This window comes from Dyadobacter sp. HNCC25DJ185, assembly GCF_056895195.1.
On record NZ_JBXHAR010000022.1, the window covers coordinates 1 to 15,611 of the forward strand.

At 44.0% G+C, this 15,611-nt stretch carries 14 protein-coding genes; 5 read left to right on the forward strand and 9 right to left on the reverse strand.

Annotated features, from left to right (window positions below; translation table 11 throughout):
- Positions 1 to 50: 50 nt before the first annotated feature.
- From serS to glyA, 5 genes are all read right to left on the reverse strand, one after another.
- On the reverse strand, positions 51 to 1,343 hold the full coding sequence (serS, locus tag AC1XUF_RS31795) for a serine--tRNA ligase (RefSeq protein ID WP_483345918.1): 1,293 nt from the start codon (positions 1,341 to 1,343) through the stop codon (positions 51 to 53).
- A 39-nt stretch (positions 1,344 to 1,382) separates the two neighbouring features.
- A complete protein-coding gene (locus tag AC1XUF_RS31800) occupies positions 1,383 to 2,741 on the reverse strand; it encodes an aspartate kinase (protein WP_483345919.1) in 1,359 nt (452 codons plus the stop codon).
- Positions 2,742 to 2,799: 58 nt separating this feature from the next.
- A complete protein-coding gene (gene ribH / locus AC1XUF_RS31805; RefSeq protein ID WP_483345920.1) occupies positions 2,800 to 3,303 on the reverse strand; it encodes a 6,7-dimethyl-8-ribityllumazine synthase in 504 nt (167 codons plus the stop codon).
- 100 nt (positions 3,304 to 3,403) lie between these two features.
- On the reverse strand, positions 3,404 to 4,105 hold the full coding sequence (locus AC1XUF_RS31810; RefSeq protein WP_483345921.1) for a tetratricopeptide repeat protein: 702 nt from the start codon (positions 4,103 to 4,105) through the stop codon (positions 3,404 to 3,406).
- Positions 4,106 to 4,256: 151 nt separating this feature from the next.
- Positions 4,257 to 5,561: a serine hydroxymethyltransferase gene (glyA, locus tag AC1XUF_RS31815; protein WP_483345922.1), complete on the reverse strand. Its 1,305-nt coding sequence runs from the start codon at positions 5,559 to 5,561 to the stop codon at positions 4,257 to 4,259.
- 350 nt (positions 5,562 to 5,911) lie between these two features.
- Between glyA and nagB the strand changes: the two genes are divergently transcribed.
- Positions 5,912 to 7,852, forward strand: coding sequence for a glucosamine-6-phosphate deaminase (gene nagB / locus AC1XUF_RS31820; RefSeq protein ID WP_483345924.1), 1,941 nt, complete (start codon positions 5,912 to 5,914; stop codon positions 7,850 to 7,852).
- A gap of 68 nt (positions 7,853 to 7,920) precedes the next feature.
- Here nagB and AC1XUF_RS31825 read toward each other — a convergent pair whose 3' ends face one another.
- A complete protein-coding gene (locus AC1XUF_RS31825; protein ID WP_483345925.1) occupies positions 7,921 to 8,085 on the reverse strand; it encodes a hypothetical protein in 165 nt (54 codons plus the stop codon).
- A gap of 239 nt (positions 8,086 to 8,324) precedes the next feature.
- Between AC1XUF_RS31825 and mutL the strand changes: the two genes are divergently transcribed.
- The 4 genes from mutL to dxs all read left to right on the forward strand — a co-directional run bounded on the left by mutL (position 8,325) and on the right by dxs (position 13,997).
- On the forward strand, positions 8,325 to 10,205 hold the full coding sequence (mutL, locus tag AC1XUF_RS31830) for a DNA mismatch repair endonuclease MutL (protein WP_483345926.1): 1,881 nt from the start codon (positions 8,325 to 8,327) through the stop codon (positions 10,203 to 10,205).
- Between the two features lie 55 nt (positions 10,206 to 10,260).
- Positions 10,261 to 11,046, forward strand: a complete 786-nt coding sequence (locus AC1XUF_RS31835) for a rhomboid family intramembrane serine protease (protein ID WP_483345927.1) — start codon at positions 10,261 to 10,263, stop codon at positions 11,044 to 11,046.
- 4 nt (positions 11,047 to 11,050) lie between these two features.
- Positions 11,051 to 11,968: a rhomboid family intramembrane serine protease gene (locus AC1XUF_RS31840; RefSeq protein ID WP_483345928.1), complete on the forward strand. Its 918-nt coding sequence runs from the start codon at positions 11,051 to 11,053 to the stop codon at positions 11,966 to 11,968.
- 85 nt (positions 11,969 to 12,053) lie between these two features.
- Entirely contained in the window at positions 12,054 to 13,997 is a 1,944-nt protein-coding gene (dxs, locus tag AC1XUF_RS31845; protein WP_483345929.1) for a 1-deoxy-D-xylulose-5-phosphate synthase, read from the forward strand.
- A 140-nt stretch (positions 13,998 to 14,137) separates the two neighbouring features.
- On the opposite strand, the gene AC1XUF_RS31850 is transcribed toward dxs, so the two are convergent.
- The 3 genes from AC1XUF_RS31850 to AC1XUF_RS31860 all read right to left on the reverse strand — a co-directional run bounded on the left by AC1XUF_RS31850 (position 14,138) and on the right by AC1XUF_RS31860 (position 15,507).
- Positions 14,138 to 14,521, reverse strand: a complete 384-nt coding sequence (locus tag AC1XUF_RS31850) for a transposase (RefSeq protein ID WP_483345930.1) — start codon at positions 14,519 to 14,521, stop codon at positions 14,138 to 14,140.
- Positions 14,446 to 14,778, reverse strand: coding sequence for a transposase (locus tag AC1XUF_RS31855; protein ID WP_483345932.1), 333 nt, complete (start codon positions 14,776 to 14,778; stop codon positions 14,446 to 14,448). The genes AC1XUF_RS31850 and AC1XUF_RS31855 overlap by 76 nt, the downstream gene beginning before the upstream one ends.
- A 363-nt stretch (positions 14,779 to 15,141) precedes the next feature.
- Positions 15,142 to 15,507 carry an ISAon1 family transposase N-terminal region protein gene (locus AC1XUF_RS31860; RefSeq protein WP_483345931.1) on the reverse strand — a complete coding sequence of 122 codons (366 nt, stop codon included), beginning with the start codon at positions 15,505 to 15,507 and terminating at the stop codon, positions 15,142 to 15,144.
- Between the last annotated feature and the right edge of the window lie 104 nt (positions 15,508 to 15,611).

The window sequence follows — 15,611 nt, forward strand, 5'->3', positions numbered from 1 at the left end:
ATAGGCCCTCAGGGTTTCCCGAGAGCCTTTCACTTATTATTTTCAAAAACTTATTGAATAACATCAAATCCGCAATAAGGGACCAAAACCGCAGGTACCTTAACCGTACCATCGGCCTGCTGATTATTTTCTAGCAAAGCTGCCACGATCCGCGGTAAGGCCAACGCGGAGCCGTTCAGGGTATGCAGCAACTGCGTTTTCTTTTCTGCGGTTTTATATCTCAATTTAAGCCGGTTAGCCTGATACGTTTCAAAATTGGAAACCGAGCTGCATTCCAGCCACCGCTCCTGGCCGGCAGACCACACTTCGAAATCATAGGTCAATGCGGACGTGAAACCCATATCACCACCACAAAGACGAAGGATACGATAAGGCAACTCCAGTTTTTCCAATAAGCTTTTAACATGGTTTACCATTTCGTCCAATGCTTTGTATGAATCCTCGGGTTTGTTGATCTGAACGATTTCCACCTTATCAAACTGGTGCAAACGGTTCAACCCCCGGACATGTGCTCCCCAACTTCCGGCTTCGCGACGAAAGCAAGGCGTATAAGCAACATTCTTAACAGGCAAATCGATTTCAGCGACAATTACATCACGGTACAAGTTGGTAACCGGAACCTCGGCGGTAGGGATCAGGTACAAATCGTCCGCAGCGTCGTGGTACATCTGGCCCTCCTTGTCGGGCAGCTGCCCTGTCGCAAAACCTGAGTCCGCATTCACTACGATAGGAGGTTGCACCTCTGTATAACCCGCCTTTCCTGCCTCATCGAGGAAGAAAGAGATCATAGCCCTTTGTAGCCGGGCGGCTTTGCCTTTATAAACCGGGAAACCTGCCCCGGTGATTTTGTTGCCCAATTCAAAATCAATGATAGGCGCCTGGTGTTGTCCCAGCTTTTTGATCAACTCCCAATGCGGCAATGCTCCTGCCGGCAAAACCGGCTTAATGCCCGCTTCCAAAACTGACACATTATCTTCCGCAGTCCTTCCTTCCGGCACGCTCTCGTGAGGAAGGTTGGGAAGTTTCACCAGTTCATCAAGCAGGGTTGCTTCAATCTGCTTATGCTGCTCGTCAAGGGCTTTCGAACGCTCTTTCAATACAGCCGTATCTGCTTTTGCTGCCTCGGCTTCTTCCTTTTGCCCGGCCTTCATCAGTGCACCAATTTCTTTTGCCTTATTATTGGACGCAGCCAAAGTGTCGTCCAGCTCCAATTGGATTTCTCGACGTTTCCGGTCCAGCGCAATGATACTGTCCACAGCTTGCCCGGCGTCTTTAAAATGCTTTTTTATGAGTCCTGCAATAGTCAGGTCGCGGTTTTCGCGGATGAAATTCGTTTGTAACATGGGGCTACTAGCTTTATAGCTATTCGTTTTGAAATATTTTCAGGGGGCTGTAAAAATGTCCTTCATGGCATCCTCATAATAGAAAAGGCGCTCATTCAAAACATTCAGGGCTTCTGCTTTGTATTTGGAATGGATCAGCAAAGACAGGTTGTGTTCCGAAGCGCCATACGAGATCATTCGTATAGGAATGTGTTTTAAGGCTTCCAGCACTTTCAATGCAATCCCTTCCTTGTCCGCGCTGAAATTTCCCACAATGCAAATGATATTCTGATCCCTGTCATGTTCTTCCAGATCAGCGAATTCCCTCAATTCAGCACTGATCTTATCCAGGTTTTCAGAGTTATCAATCGTGACGGACACCGACACTTCCGACGTCGTGATCATATCCACCGGTGTTTTGTATTTCTCAAAAACCTCAAAAACCCTGCGGAGAAACCCGTAAGCATTCAGCATACGGGTCGAATGGATGTATATAGCCGTAATATTGTCTTTTGCTGCAATCGCTTTGATCTCCCGGTCAGATGTCTGATTGGCGATCAGGGTCCCCGGGGCTTCGGGCTGCATGGTGTTTTTTAGGCGAACAGGTACGCCGCGCAACTTCGCCGGAGTAATTGTACTAGGGTGTAAAATTTTCGCACCAAAATAGGCAAGTTCAGCTGCCTCTTCAAACGTGAGTTCCCTGATCGGGAAAGTGCGTTTTACGATTCGGGGATCATTGTTATGCATGCCGTCAATGTCCGTCCATATCTGGATTTCATCCGCCCGGATCGCGCCGCCGATCAACGACGCCGTATAGTCCGATCCCCCGCGTTTGAGGTTGTCGACCTCTTCTCGGGGGTTACGGCAAATGAAACCTTGTGTAATGATGGTTTGCTTGTCTGTGTATTGGTTCAGGATTGTCACCAGTTTTTCTTCAATCGCCCCAAGCTCTGGCTCTCCGTCTGCATCGATACGCATAAAATCCAATGCAGAAAGTAAAACTGAGTTTTCGCCTTTTTCTTCAAGATAGGCCTGGAACATTTTGGTACTCAAAACCTCCCCTTCAGCAACAAGTTCCTTTTCCTGCTTAATGGTAAAAGGCTTGATCCCCACCAATGATTTGATATACCCAAATTCAGTATCAACGATCTCCTGGCCCTTTGCAAGCCCCTCGGAAGTCGAATACAGGTCTTTGATAAACAATCCGTAATGTGTCTTAAGATCTTCGATTTGAGATGCCGCTTTGGCATCGTCAAATGCCTTGGCTGCTTCTCCAATGGCAATCAATGCATTGGTTGAGCCAGATAGCGCCGACAACACCACGATTTTACGGTTGGGATCATTATTAAGGAGTTCGCGGATCGAGTGCATGCGTTCAGGTTTTCCTACTGAAGTGCCGCCAAATTTCCAGACTTGCATAGTTTAATTTTGAATGACCGGGTCGCCGGTGCGATGAATTTTAAATAAATATTTTTGATTACAGATAACCCTGCGCTATTTCAGAATAAAGGCCCAACATTTTAATCGCGGTCATGGCTGCTTCGTCTCCTTTATTTCCGTGAACTCCCCCGGCCCGTTCCAGGGCCTGCTCCATGGTATTTGGGGTTAATACGCCAAAAATCACCGGCTTTTCGGTCTTCAGACTAACATTTGTTAAACCCTGCGCTACCGCGTGGTTGATATAATCATTATGCTTCGTCTCGCCTTGGATTACTACGCCGAGAGCAATAACGGCATCAATGTCTCGTCGCTGCGCAAACCATAGTGAGCCGGTTGTCAGCTCAAAGCTTCCGGGGACATTTCCTCTTTCAATATTTTCAACCTTGGCGCCATACTGAACTAAAGTGTTATATGCACCTTCAAACAGTTTTTCTGTCACTTCCGAGTTCCACTCGGCAACCAATATGGCAAACTTCTTCGAGCTGATGTCAGGCAGCCCGTCGGTTTTGAATACACTTAAATTTTTATCTGCACTAGACATCGCAGTTTGTTTTATGGGTTCTTAGTTAAAAATTAGTCAATAAAAAAAGGATAAAACCTTTGTCGGCTTTATCCTTTTAGGAAACAGAAATGGTTAACCATTATTTGCCGACCTGTCCTTCCAATAGACCCATGTACTTCTTTGCGTTCACCACTTCCGAAGAAAGAGGGAACTCGTCAATAACACGTTTATAGGAAGCAATCGCGTCAGCAGGCTGGTTGGCCTTTTCCTGAGCGATAGCCAGTTTCATTAAATATACAGGTGTAAAATATTCATTTTTCTCGTAGTCAGCAGCTTTCTGATAGAAAGAAATTGCCTCCGCTGGTTGGTTTTTTTCCAGATAAGCATCCCCGATCAAAGATTGCGCACGGGCATGAACCAAAAGATCAGAAGAGCTGAATGACTGAAGGTGACTGATTGCCTCGTCGTATTTTCCTTGTTTCAGCAAAGCAACACCTGCATAGAAATTTGCGAGGTTGCTGGCATCAGTACCTTTATAGCTGTCCGCGATAGATAAAAGGCCTTCATTTCCCCCACTACCATTCAATGCTTTCTGCAATGAATCCGCCTCAAAATCGTAAACGACACTTGCAAGTGCATTCTGGGCAGCTCCTTCCTGGCTGTCTATATAAAAACGGTACCCGGCAAAAGCAACAATTGCAACCAAGATCGCCCCTCCAACACCTAACACTACCTTACGGTTTTTCAGGAAAAAAACCTCTGCTTTATTGATCTGGCCCGCTAATGCTTCCGGAGTTTCAATAATTTCAAGCCCGGATTGGTCCGTATTTTTCTTGCTCATATCAAATAATTCGAATTTGGAGTGCAAAGTTATGAAAACTTTGCTAAGTCAAAACAAGTTAGGTTACAATTCTTTGCTGCAACCTTCATATCTATAAAAAACAGAAAGTGCGCAGCAGATCTCTGCCGCGCACTTTTTTGAAAATTGAATACTATATATATAGTGGATATTGCTTCATCCAGCTATTAACCTCTTCCTTCACCGCAGCTATTTTGGCATCCTGGTCATGGTTCACTAAAACAGTATCAATCAAATCCACAATACGTTCCATATCTGACTCGACAAGTCCCCGGGTGGTCATCGCAGCCGTTCCGACACGGATACCCGAAGTAATCATCGGCGATTTATCATCAAAAGGGACCATATTTTTATTAATGGTAATATCCGCCTTGATCAATGTATTTTCGGCAAGTTTTCCGGTTAATCCTGATTCTTGTCCATTCTTGGTGCGCAAGTCGATCAGCATTAAGTGGTTGTCTGTTCCACCAGAGATAATGCGGTATCCTTTCTCCACAAATGCTTTTGCCATCGCCTGCGCATTTTTTGCTACCTGAGTCGCGTAATTGTAATACCCCTCACTTAGCGCTTCCCCAAATGCAACTGCCTTCGCTGCAATGATATGTTCCAGCGGTCCACCCTGTGTTCCCGGGAAAACGCCCGAGTCAAGAAGCGATGACATGGTACGAAGCTGGCCTTTGGGTGTTTTTATCCCAAAAGGGTTTTCAAAATCGTTGCGCATCATAATCACCCCACCTCGAGGTCCTCGCAATGTTTTGTGGGTAGTGGTGGTAACAATGTGGCAGTGATCAAACGGATCTTTCAAAAGGCCTTTGGCAATCAGGCCGGCTGGGTGAGAAATATCAGCCATTAACAATGCCCCTACCTGATCGGCTATTGAACGCAAACGCTCATAGTCCCAATCACGGCTGTAAGCCGAAGCACCGCAGATCAATAACTTTGGACGCTCCCGCAAAGCGGTTTCTTCCACCTTATCCCAATCGATCAGGCCGGTTTCGGCCTCAACGCCGTAGAAAACAGGTTTGAAATATTTTCCGGAGATATTTACCGGTGAGCCGTGCGTTAAGTGTCCTCCATGGGCCAGGTTAAAACCCATGATTTTGTCTCCCGGGTTCAGGCACGCCAGAAAAACAGCCGTATTGGCTTGTGCTCCCGAATGAGGCTGAACATTAGCCCAGGTTGCACCGAAAAGTTCTTTCAAACGGTCAATAGCGATCTGCTCGATTTCGTCGACAATCTCGCAACCGCCGTAATACCTTTTGCCGGGAAGCCCCTCAGCATATTTATTGGTCAGCACACTGCCAGACGCTTCCATTACCTGCCGGGAAGTAAAGTTTTCAGAAGCAATCAGCTCGATTCCAGACTCCTGGCGATACTTTTCTCTGTTGATCAGATCAAAAATAGTTGTGTCACGTTCAACGCTGGTGAGTGTAGACATGGGTGGTATCAGAAAAATGATGTGAAGTTTCGTAGAATAAGGCGCAAAAATACGAGCAATTCTCTTTCAATAAAATAATAACACTTACTTTATGTTAAAAGTCGGATCCTCGGCGCTTAGTAACCTATTACAATAGTCGTAATTTCTTTAAAAGCCGTATTTTATAAAACACTTATTTTTTAAATTATTTTAATAATATTCGTTTTGCCTTGTATTTTTGTGCCCGATTAGCGTGCGTGGTCGTACACTTCGTATAAAATCTGTTATTTCTCCAATTCTGTCGATTCTTGAACCTTAAATAATTCAAGCAGCTTATGAGCCAACAAACGGTGAGTTCTCAAACAATTTTGATGCAAGCATCCAGCAATGGAAAAGGTACTGCAGGTACTAAAGGTCAGCCAATCACCTACGAGAAAATACCTACACAAATCTTTGCCGATTCGAAAGAGGCTTCCAATGCTGTTGCCAAGGAAATTGCGGATTTAATCCGTCAAAAACAAAAAGAAGGTAAGCCATGCGTGTTAGGCCTTGCGACCGGTTCTTCGCCGAAGACCGTTTATGCAATTCTGGTCCGCATGCATAAAGAAGAAGGGTTAAGCTTTAAAAATGTTATTTCATTCAATCTGGATGAATATTATCAAATGGAGCCGGACTCGATTTACAGCTATCACCGCTTCATGAAAGAGCAGCTGTTCGATCACGTCGATATATCAAAAGAAAACTATTTTATCCCTGACGGTACTGTACCGCCCGCATTGCTGCGTGATTACTGTACTTCTTATGAAAACAAAATCAATGCCGTCGGCGGCCTGGATTTTCAATTATTGGGTATCGGTGGTAACGGGCACATTGGTTTCAATGAACCTGGTTCCCTGATAAACTCCCGTACGAGGCTGATTACCCTGGACCATTCAACACGTGCAGCTGCCGGAATGGAATTTGGCGGACTTCACAATGTTCCAAGAAAGGCTATTACACTTGGGGTGGCGCCGATATTAAATGCGCGCAGAGTGGTTCTTCTTGCTTGGGGGGAAAGAAAAGCATCCGTGATCCACGGTGCTGTGGAAGGACCTGTTACCGAGCTCAATCCTGCTTCATACCTGCAGGCGCATCCGGATGTGACGTTTGTTGTGGACGAAAGTGCCGCTTCCGAATTAACGCGGATCAAAACGCCCTGGGCAGTCGATTCAGTAGTATGGGACAATAAAATGATTAAGAAGGCTGTCACGCATTTGTCATTAACGCTTAAAAAACCAATTCTGAAGCTTACGGATAAAGACTATAATGACAATGGTATGAGCGATTTGCTGGCCCAATATGGAGCAGCTTATGAGATTAATATCAATGTCTTTAACCAACTACAGCATACCATTACGGGTTGGCCTGGAGGAAAGCCTAATGCAGATGATACCCATCGTCCTGAACGGGCACAGCCTTCCAAAAAACGCGTCTTGATTTTCAGCCCGCATCCTGATGATGACATTATCTCTATGGGTGGGACATTTCAGCGGCTGGTTGATCAGGGTCATGAAGTACATGTAGCTTACCAGACTTCTGGCAACATTGCCGTAGCGGATGATGAGGCCTTGCGTTTCATTGATTTTGTCGTTGACTTTAACAGGGGCTTCGGCATCGATAGCCCGGATGCTACCAAATTGTTTGCTGACGCAAAAGAATTTCTGAAACATACCAAGGATAGCGAAATCGATACGCCGGAGATTCGTAAGGTAAAGGGATTACTGAGAAGAGGCGAGGCGAAGGCAACTTGCCGGTTCGTCGGTGTCCCCACCAGCCAGGCACATTTCCTGGATATGCCTTTTTATGAAACCGGTACTGTACAGAAAAAGCCAATTGGAGAAGAAGATATTAAGATCATTGAGAACCTTATTGAAGAAATAAAACCACATCAAATATATGCTGCCGGCGACTTTGCTGATCCGCACGGAACGCACAAGGTATGCTGGGATGCCATTGAAGCCGCATTGCAACGATCTAGGCACAAAAATTTCATGAAAGATTGCTGGGTGTGGCTCTACCGGGGTGCTTGGGCAGAGTGGGACATCTATGAAATTGAAATGGCAGTTCCCATGAGTCCGGACCAGGTTTTAAAAAAACGTCAGGGAATTTTCAAACATCAATCCCAAAAGGACGGCGTCGTTTTCCAGGGCGAAGATTCCAGGGAGTTTTGGCAGAGGGCAGAAGAGCGGAACAGGGGAACAGCTATGCTTTACGATTCCCTTGGTCTCGCAGAATACGAAGCCATGGAAGCTTTCGTAAGATGGAAATTTTAAACAACATTGATAAAAGCAAAAGAGCCGGGAAAATTCCCGGCTCTTTTGCTTTTATAGCTTATGCAATTTTACAATTCCATGTCTATCCACATTCTTTGCGCCATTTTCTCTACCATCTTAACCACTCCCTGCACTGCCCCGAAAATAATGCACAAAGGCAAAATAACCGGAAGAAATATGAGCCACTGCAGGGCCATGTTGAAATTAAATCTTTTGAAAATTGGCGCTTTCATAACGAGATAGGTTAACAATTTCTGAGTTTAGTCTTACAAGTTATACAAATTATTTCTAGACAACAAAAATTCCAGACAGAATCGTTCAGACATTATTGAAAATTTCAATAATTAATATAATTATTTCAGAATCATAAAATAAAAATCGTGTTGCCTGGCAAGAGGCGATATCTAAATTACCCGGTCCTGTCAAAAAAAATTTTGTTTATTTGTTATAGTAAAATTAATAGCCACCCCTTATGCCGTCTTCCGACATCATCCATTTATTACCTGATTCCATAGCCAACCAAATTGCCGCAGGTGAGGTAGTGCAGCGCCCTGCGTCAGTTGTCAAAGAGCTATTGGAAAATGCGATCGATGCGAAAGCAACGCATATCCAAGTGATCCTAAGAGAGGCGGGTCGAACCCTGATCCAAATCATTGATAACGGCTCTGGTATGTCCGAAACCGATGCCAGAATGTGTTTTGAGCGACATGCAACTTCAAAGATCCGGCACTCCGAAGATCTATTCCGGATCAGAACCATGGGATTTCGCGGAGAGGCGCTGGCATCCATTGCTGCCGTGGCGCAGGTCGAATTGAGGACAAGGCAGGAATCAGACGAACTCGGCAGCTTGATTCGGATCGATGGGTCCGAAATAAAAACCCAGGAAGCAATCGCCACCCTAAAAGGTACCAATTTCTCGGTGAAGAACCTTTTTTTCAATGTCCCTGCCAGACGTAATTTTCTAAAATCCAATTCCGTGGAAATGCGCCATGTTTTGGACGAATTTCAGCGGGTTGCATTGTCGCACCCTGAAATTAGTTTCACGCTTCATCATAACGATACAGAGGTGTTCAATCTTCAGACAGGCAAGCTTGTTCGGAGGATTATCGACATATATGGTAAAAGCTACAGGGAACAATTGGCTTTTTGCCAAGAAGATACCTCTTATATTAATGTAAAAGGATACATAGGCAAACCGGAATTCGCCAGAAAGACCAGAGGTGAGCAATTCTTCTTTGTGAATGACAGGTATATTAAGCACAGCTACCTGCATCACGCAGTAATCAGTGCTTTCGATGGCACTATTCCGGAAGGCAGTCATCCTTTTTATGTGCTCTTCATTGAGATCGACCCGTCGCATATAGATATCAACATCCATCCGACGAAAACGGAGATTAAGTTTGACGACGAAAAGTCCGTTTATGCCATTGTGATGGCTGCTGTAAAAAAAGCAGTTGGCGTTTATAATTTATCACAATCCATTGATTTTGATGATAATATAAACTTCCTGAATCCCCCACCCGTCGATAATAACCTAATTCCTAGAACAGTTATGCCCGACTGGGCCGCTCAATCCAAGAAAGGTGAGAACGGGCCTTCCAGATCTAATCTTACCAATTGGAGCAAGTTGTTCGAAGGACTGCAAAATTCCGAAGATCGTAGCCGTGAGCTCGCGGCATTCGAGGTTGGTGCAACGACGGTTTCAAGGCCCGCTTATCAGGAGCAAGCCAAAACGGTTGCCAGTAAAATAAACAGGATGGCCTCCGAAGTGATTGCCGCACCTGAAAGCAATGCGGTTCTTTTTCAGCTTCACAACAGGTACATTCTGTCGCAGGTCAAGGAAGGAATTATGTTGATTGATCAGAAAGCGGCCTATGAAAGAATTCTATATGAACGATATCGTAAGATGCTTATTAACAGGAGCGGCGCGTGCCAGCAGTTACTTTTTCCCAAGAGAATCCGGCTGACCCACTCCGACATGCAACTGGTTCACGAGACAAAAAAGGAGATCCACAGTCTTGGATTTGAATTTGACGAATTTGGAACCAATGAGTTAATTATCCGCGGGATACCTGCCGACTTACCTGAGGAGAGCGAACAAGACCTTTTCGAAGAATTGGTTGAGCAGCTGAAACAAAGCTATTCAGACTTAAAATTGAACAAGCCTGAAAGTCTTTCACGTTCGTTGGCCAGGCGTTTTTCAGTAAGATATGCTGTGAAGCTCTCTTATGTGGAAATACATACTTTAATTGATCAGCTCTTCGCATCAAGCGACCCCAACCGGACACCTGGCGGAGAGGCCATAATTGTACTATTGACCATGGAAAAACTAGCAAGCATATTCAAGGGTTAAGAAACAAAAATCTAATACTTGCAGTTAGAGAATTTAAAATTTGATTTAAAACAATATGTTGTCCATCACCCCCACCGTCAGGAACTTACTTATTCTGAATATACTCTTTTACCTCGTCGATTCCAGTCTTTTTAATCTGAGTAAAGATTTTGCGCTTGTGTCGACCCTTTCGCCCGGATTTCATGTTTTTCAGTTTGTGACATACATGTTTTTGCACGGAGGCCTCGGACATTTGTTCAGCAACATGTTTGGTCTATTCATGTTTGGGCCGCTATTGGAAAGGATGTGGGGTCCCAAAAGGTTTTTATTCTTTTATTTTTTTACTGGTATAGGAGCAGGGTTACTCTTCTCAGGGATTGATTATTTTGAGAACAGTCAGGTGCGTCAGGCTGTTGAGATATTTACACAAAACCCTACACCCGATGGGCTCGTCGATTTTATGAGTAAACATGCAAGAGGGATTTACGAATCCAATCTTGATTTTTTGAATAAATTTGAGGAAAATCCAACCAATTCCAGCTATATTCAGGATAGTGTTAATTTTGTTAACAGTTATTACGAACGCTTGATAAATACCCCAATGGTAGGAGCATCCGGAGCAATTTTCGGTATTCTTATGGCGTTTGGGTTATTGTTTCCAAATACTGAGCTTTTCCTTCTTTTTGTTCCATTCCCGATAAAGGCCAAATATTTTGTGGCTTTTTATGGTTTGTATGAACTGTACTCAGGAATCCAAAATGCTCAGTCAGATAACGTTGCGCACTTCGCGCACATAGGAGGAATGCTATTTGCATATATATTGTTGCGTTACTGGGGTACGCAAAAAACAAATTTCTACTAAAAAGATGAGCAATATTTTTGACGACGTAAAAAGGGAATTCGCTAAGTCAGAGAATGCACTTGTAAAAATAATCCTGATAAACACTGCAGTATTTCTGACATTGCTGCTTTTGAAGATTGTCCTCACACTTTCCCAATCTTCCAATACCTATCTCACGGTACTCAATACCCTTCAGTTGCCCGCAGCGACAAACGAGTTTTTATACAAACCATGGACACTGATTACCTATTTTTTCACGCACGACGATATTTTTCATATTCTGTTTAACATGCTATTCCTCTATTGGTTTGGCAAGCTTGTAGATGAATACCTTGGGGCCAAGCGCGTAATCGCATTGTACTTGCTGGGAGGGATTGTGGGAGGACTGATCTATATAGTGCTCTATAATATATTACCCTATTTTCAAGCCCATATCGAAGGTTCCAGGATGTTAGGCGCATCTGCGGCTGCATTTTCCGTTGCAGTTGGCGCGTCCACTTTACTTCCCAATTATACCTTCAACCTTATTTTTCTTGGTCCGATCAGAATTAAGTTTATAGCGTTATTTTATATTATTCTTTCCCTTGCCCAGACAGTCGGTCCCAATGCCGGGGGAAATCTTGCTCATCTGGGAGGAGCATTCATTGGCTATATTTTCATAAAATCGCTTCAAAACGGAACGGATCTTGGCAAACCCATATATGCGGTACTGGCTGTCTGGTCCAGGTTATTCCGAAAACGGCCGTCCATGCAAGTTACTTATCGTGAGAGGCAGGTTTATCGCAGTACAAGTGTTTACTCTTCTTCCTCGTCATCAGGCACGATTGAAATGCCAGATCAAATGGAAATTGATTCCATCCTTGACAAAATTTCAAAATCAGGATATGAAAGTCTGACAAGAGAGGAAAAGCAAAAGCTCTTCAAGGCCAGTCAGCGAAAATAAAAATCAGATTTAGTCCGTATTTGCTTAATTTTGTTATATTTTAAAAGCAAGCAATTGCTAATGATCTGATTTAATATCCTGCCGTATGCTTATAACTCCCGGAAAACTACTCGCTAAGATTGATTCTCCAGAGGACTTACGCAAACTGGATAGCTCTCAACTACCACAGGTTTGTAATGAGCTTCGACAGTTTATAATTGACAACGTTTCCGTCTACGGAGGACACTTTGGGGCAAGTCTTGGTGTCGTGGAATTGAGCGTTGCGCTGCACTACGTTTTCAATACACCTGACGACCAGTTGGTTTGGGACGTAGGTCATCAGGCGTATGGCCATAAAATTCTCACAGGCCGACGGGATAATTTCCATACTAACCGTACATATGGTGGATTGTCGGGCTTTCCCAAGCGAAAAGAAAGTATTTATGATGCTTTTGGAGTAGGCCACTCATCCACTTCGATTTCTTCTGCGCTTGGCATGGCCGTAGCTTCTGCCCTGGAAAAGAACTTTGAAAGACAACATATCGCGGTCATCGGCGATGGTGCAATGACTGCGGGATTGGCTTTTGAAGGCATGAATCACGCAGGTGCTACCGATTCTAACCTACTGATTATCTTGAATGATAATTGTATGGCCATAGATCCCAACGTTGGCGCACTTAAAGAATATTTGACTGATATTACGACATCCCAGACTTATAATAAATTCCGGGACGAGGTTTGGAACCTCCTAGGTAAGATGAGCAATTTCGGAAAAAGTGCTCAGGAAATTGTTTCCAAGGTGGAAACCGTGATGAAAACGGCAATCCTTCGTCAAAGTAACCTATTTGAATCACTTGGTTTAAGATATTTTGGTCCGATAGACGGCAATGATATAAGCCATTTAACGGAAGTTTTAAGTGATCTTAAAAGTATCCCGGGGCCAAAATTGTTGCACTGCCTGACCGTTAAAGGAAAAGGCTACGGGCCTGCCGAAAAAGACCAAACAATATGGCACGCGCCGGGAGTTTTTGACAAAATTACCGGAGAAATACAGAAGAAAAGCTACACCACTCCTCAGGCACCCAAATATCAGGATGTGTTTGGTCACACTATTGTCGAATTAGCTAAACAAAACTCGAAAATTGTTGGTATAACTCCTGCTATGCCATCGGGATCTTCTCTTAATATCATGATGGAGGCGATCCCTGAAAGATCATTTGATGTTGGCATTGCGGAACAGCACGCTGTAACTTTTTCAGCTGGAATGGCAACCCGTGGTGAGGTTGTATTTTGTAACATCTATTCGACCTTTATGCAGCGAGCCTACGATCAGGTAATCCATGATGTCTGTATTCAGGAGTTGCCCGTTATTTTTTGCCTGGATAGGGCTGGCTTAGTAGGTGCAGATGGTCCTACACACCATGGAGTATACGATATCGCCTTTATGCGATGCATTCCTAATATGGTTGTAGCATCTCCCATGAACGAGCAGGAGTTACGCAATATGATGTTCACAGCTCAGTTAGAATCGTTTCAATCTGGGAAACACGCCATCACAATTCGATATCCAAGAGGTTCAGGCGTTATGCCAAATTGGAGGACTGCTTTTGAGGAAATTATGATTGGTAAAGGGCGAAAAATTCTAGAAGGTTCAGATCTTGCTATTTTATCATTAGGACCAACAGGTAATTTTGCCGAACGGGCCTGTCATCAATTAGAAAAGGAGGGCATCTCCGTTGCTCTGTATGATATGCGATTTGCGAAGCCTTTGGATGAATCGTTACTACATGAAATTTTCGGTAGGTTCAATCAAGTAATTACCCTTGAAGATGGCTGCCTGCAAGGTGGCTTTGGCAGTGCTATAATCGAATTTATGGCAGATAATGGATACACCAGTGCTATCAAGAGACTTGGTATTCCCGATTCTATCATTGAACACGGAGAACCTCATGAATTATATGAAGAATGTGGAATTGATACAGCAGGAATTGTCAATGCTGTTTATAGTCTAATAAATAGAAATATTCGATATAAGCCTGTTACTTATTGAGGCATTAGAATAATCGATTCTGTTTTTCTTATACCTAATTTAGCCTTGTGGTATTTTAATATATCCATCTACCTACTCAAGTAGAGCGGACTTTACTTTCAATTCTCTCATATCGGATCAAGCAGAATTCTTGGTGGGAATTAAGGATAGAGTTTCGTAAGCCTGAACAAGAAGAATGGGATATCCCGAACACCTCTGGGTGATGACAGTGATATCTTGATCTTGGCATTGAAGGACTGGGCCGATGCATTTGTACTACGATTGTTGAAAAAGTTAAGAATGTCCAGATAATGCGTCTGCATGGATCTTGCGACAGTTTTGAAGGAGTCAAGCCCGCAATCTTCGACAACATTATACCATAGCGCCAGCCTTTTGAAGGCTTGTTCCTTTGATTTACAAGTCCTTAAAATCACCCCTAATCCTATTGCCAGCTTGTAGGCCTGCTCGATTACCGGATAGCATTCAAAGAGTAGCCTCGAACGTTGGACTTGCGAAGCAGTCCATTTGTCGTAGTACTTGAACAACAGATACCGGCTTCTGACCAACAACTGTCTGAGCGTGTCGCCTTAGCTAGAATTTCAGGTTGATAGGTTAAACTAGTCTGCTTGGCAGCTTCAATGGCCTGATTTTCATGATCCGACGCCGCCGATCTGTATTTGATCCTTACTTCCTGGACGGCATCATACACTAATTTCCGAACATGAAAACGGTCGATGACTTTTGATGCCTTTAGGAAGCAGCGGCTCACAATCTTTCCGCAGCCGCACATGCTGGCTGCCATGTCTAGCGTCACTTCTCCGACTTTTTTCACGGAGGCGTTTAGGGATTTTCCGCAAAATCTCTATCACTGATGCAGCTTGGGTACCCTTTACCATTGCTAGCAAAGAGCCTTTCCTGCCTTTTGCGGCCTTATTAGTTACTATCGTATACAGTTCGCCATTAGAAAGGGACGTCTCATCAATGCTTAGGTAAGGGCCGGTATTTTCAGGATATAAAAGCCAATCATCTGCGTGCTCACGCTGATTCCAGTCCTTGTAGTCACTGATGTGATCTTTATATTGTTGTTGGAGCTGCCGCGTCGGCGGTCCGATTCCCATCCAGATGGAAGTATTTACCTAGTTGGGAGCAACTGACAGGGTTATTATCAATACAACCCCGCCCGGCGGCCCGGTTTTAAAAAATCGGCGAACTCTTTGGTCATCCGAGTTCCCTGTTGCACCACATTCCAGTCCCTGCTGATAATTTCGCCTGTCTCCTTGACTTCCCACCGACGGCGCTTGATGCAGAGTGTAACGCTCTGGTTACGAATTGGAAAATCCTGAATGTATATCTCAGGTAAATAGCCTTTCGATTCTAATTTCTGGTCTTTGTATTCGGTAAGTGGAAGGTTCTTCTCTTCCAGATAGATGTGTAAACCCGGAATTGCTTCAGCGATTTTGGAAAGCTCGAAATATTCTAAAATTCCTTCGGGTAACAGGAAACGGACTAGGGCTAGGTAAGACTCTTGCAATGCATTCAATATTGATTCATTGCAAAAAAACTACTTTTTTAACTTCACCCCAATTTTTCGGACTGATCCCCCCATTTTGGGAATTTCAGAATAATATTGACAGC

Coding starts and splice junctions, on each gene's coding strand:
- ribH (WP_483345920.1), bottom strand. CDS start 3,303: ATGTCTAGTGCAGATAAAAATTTAAGTGTATTCAAAACCGACGGGCTG.
- mutL (WP_483345926.1), top strand. CDS start 8,325: ATGCCGTCTTCCGACATCATCCATTTATTACCTGATTCCATAGCCAAC.
- serS (WP_483345918.1), bottom strand. CDS start 1,343: ATGTTACAAACGAATTTCATCCGCGAAAACCGCGACCTGACTATTGCA.
- AC1XUF_RS31800 (WP_483345919.1), bottom strand. CDS start 2,741: ATGCAAGTCTGGAAATTTGGCGGCACTTCAGTAGGAAAACCTGAACGC.
- nagB (WP_483345924.1), top strand. CDS start 5,912: ATGCAAGCATCCAGCAATGGAAAAGGTACTGCAGGTACTAAAGGTCAG.
- dxs (WP_483345929.1), top strand. CDS start 12,054: ATGCTTATAACTCCCGGAAAACTACTCGCTAAGATTGATTCTCCAGAG.
- AC1XUF_RS31825 (WP_483345925.1), bottom strand. CDS start 8,085: ATGAAAGCGCCAATTTTCAAAAGATTTAATTTCAACATGGCCCTGCAG.
- AC1XUF_RS31855 (WP_483345932.1), bottom strand. CDS start 14,778: ATGGCAGCCAGCATGTGCGGCTGCGGAAAGATTGTGAGCCGCTGCTTC.
- AC1XUF_RS31810 (WP_483345921.1), bottom strand. CDS start 4,105: ATGAGCAAGAAAAATACGGACCAATCCGGGCTTGAAATTATTGAAACT.
- AC1XUF_RS31835 (WP_483345927.1), top strand. CDS start 10,261: ATGTTGTCCATCACCCCCACCGTCAGGAACTTACTTATTCTGAATATA.
- glyA (WP_483345922.1), bottom strand. CDS start 5,561: ATGTCTACACTCACCAGCGTTGAACGTGACACAACTATTTTTGATCTG.
- AC1XUF_RS31840 (WP_483345928.1), top strand. CDS start 11,051: ATGAGCAATATTTTTGACGACGTAAAAAGGGAATTCGCTAAGTCAGAG.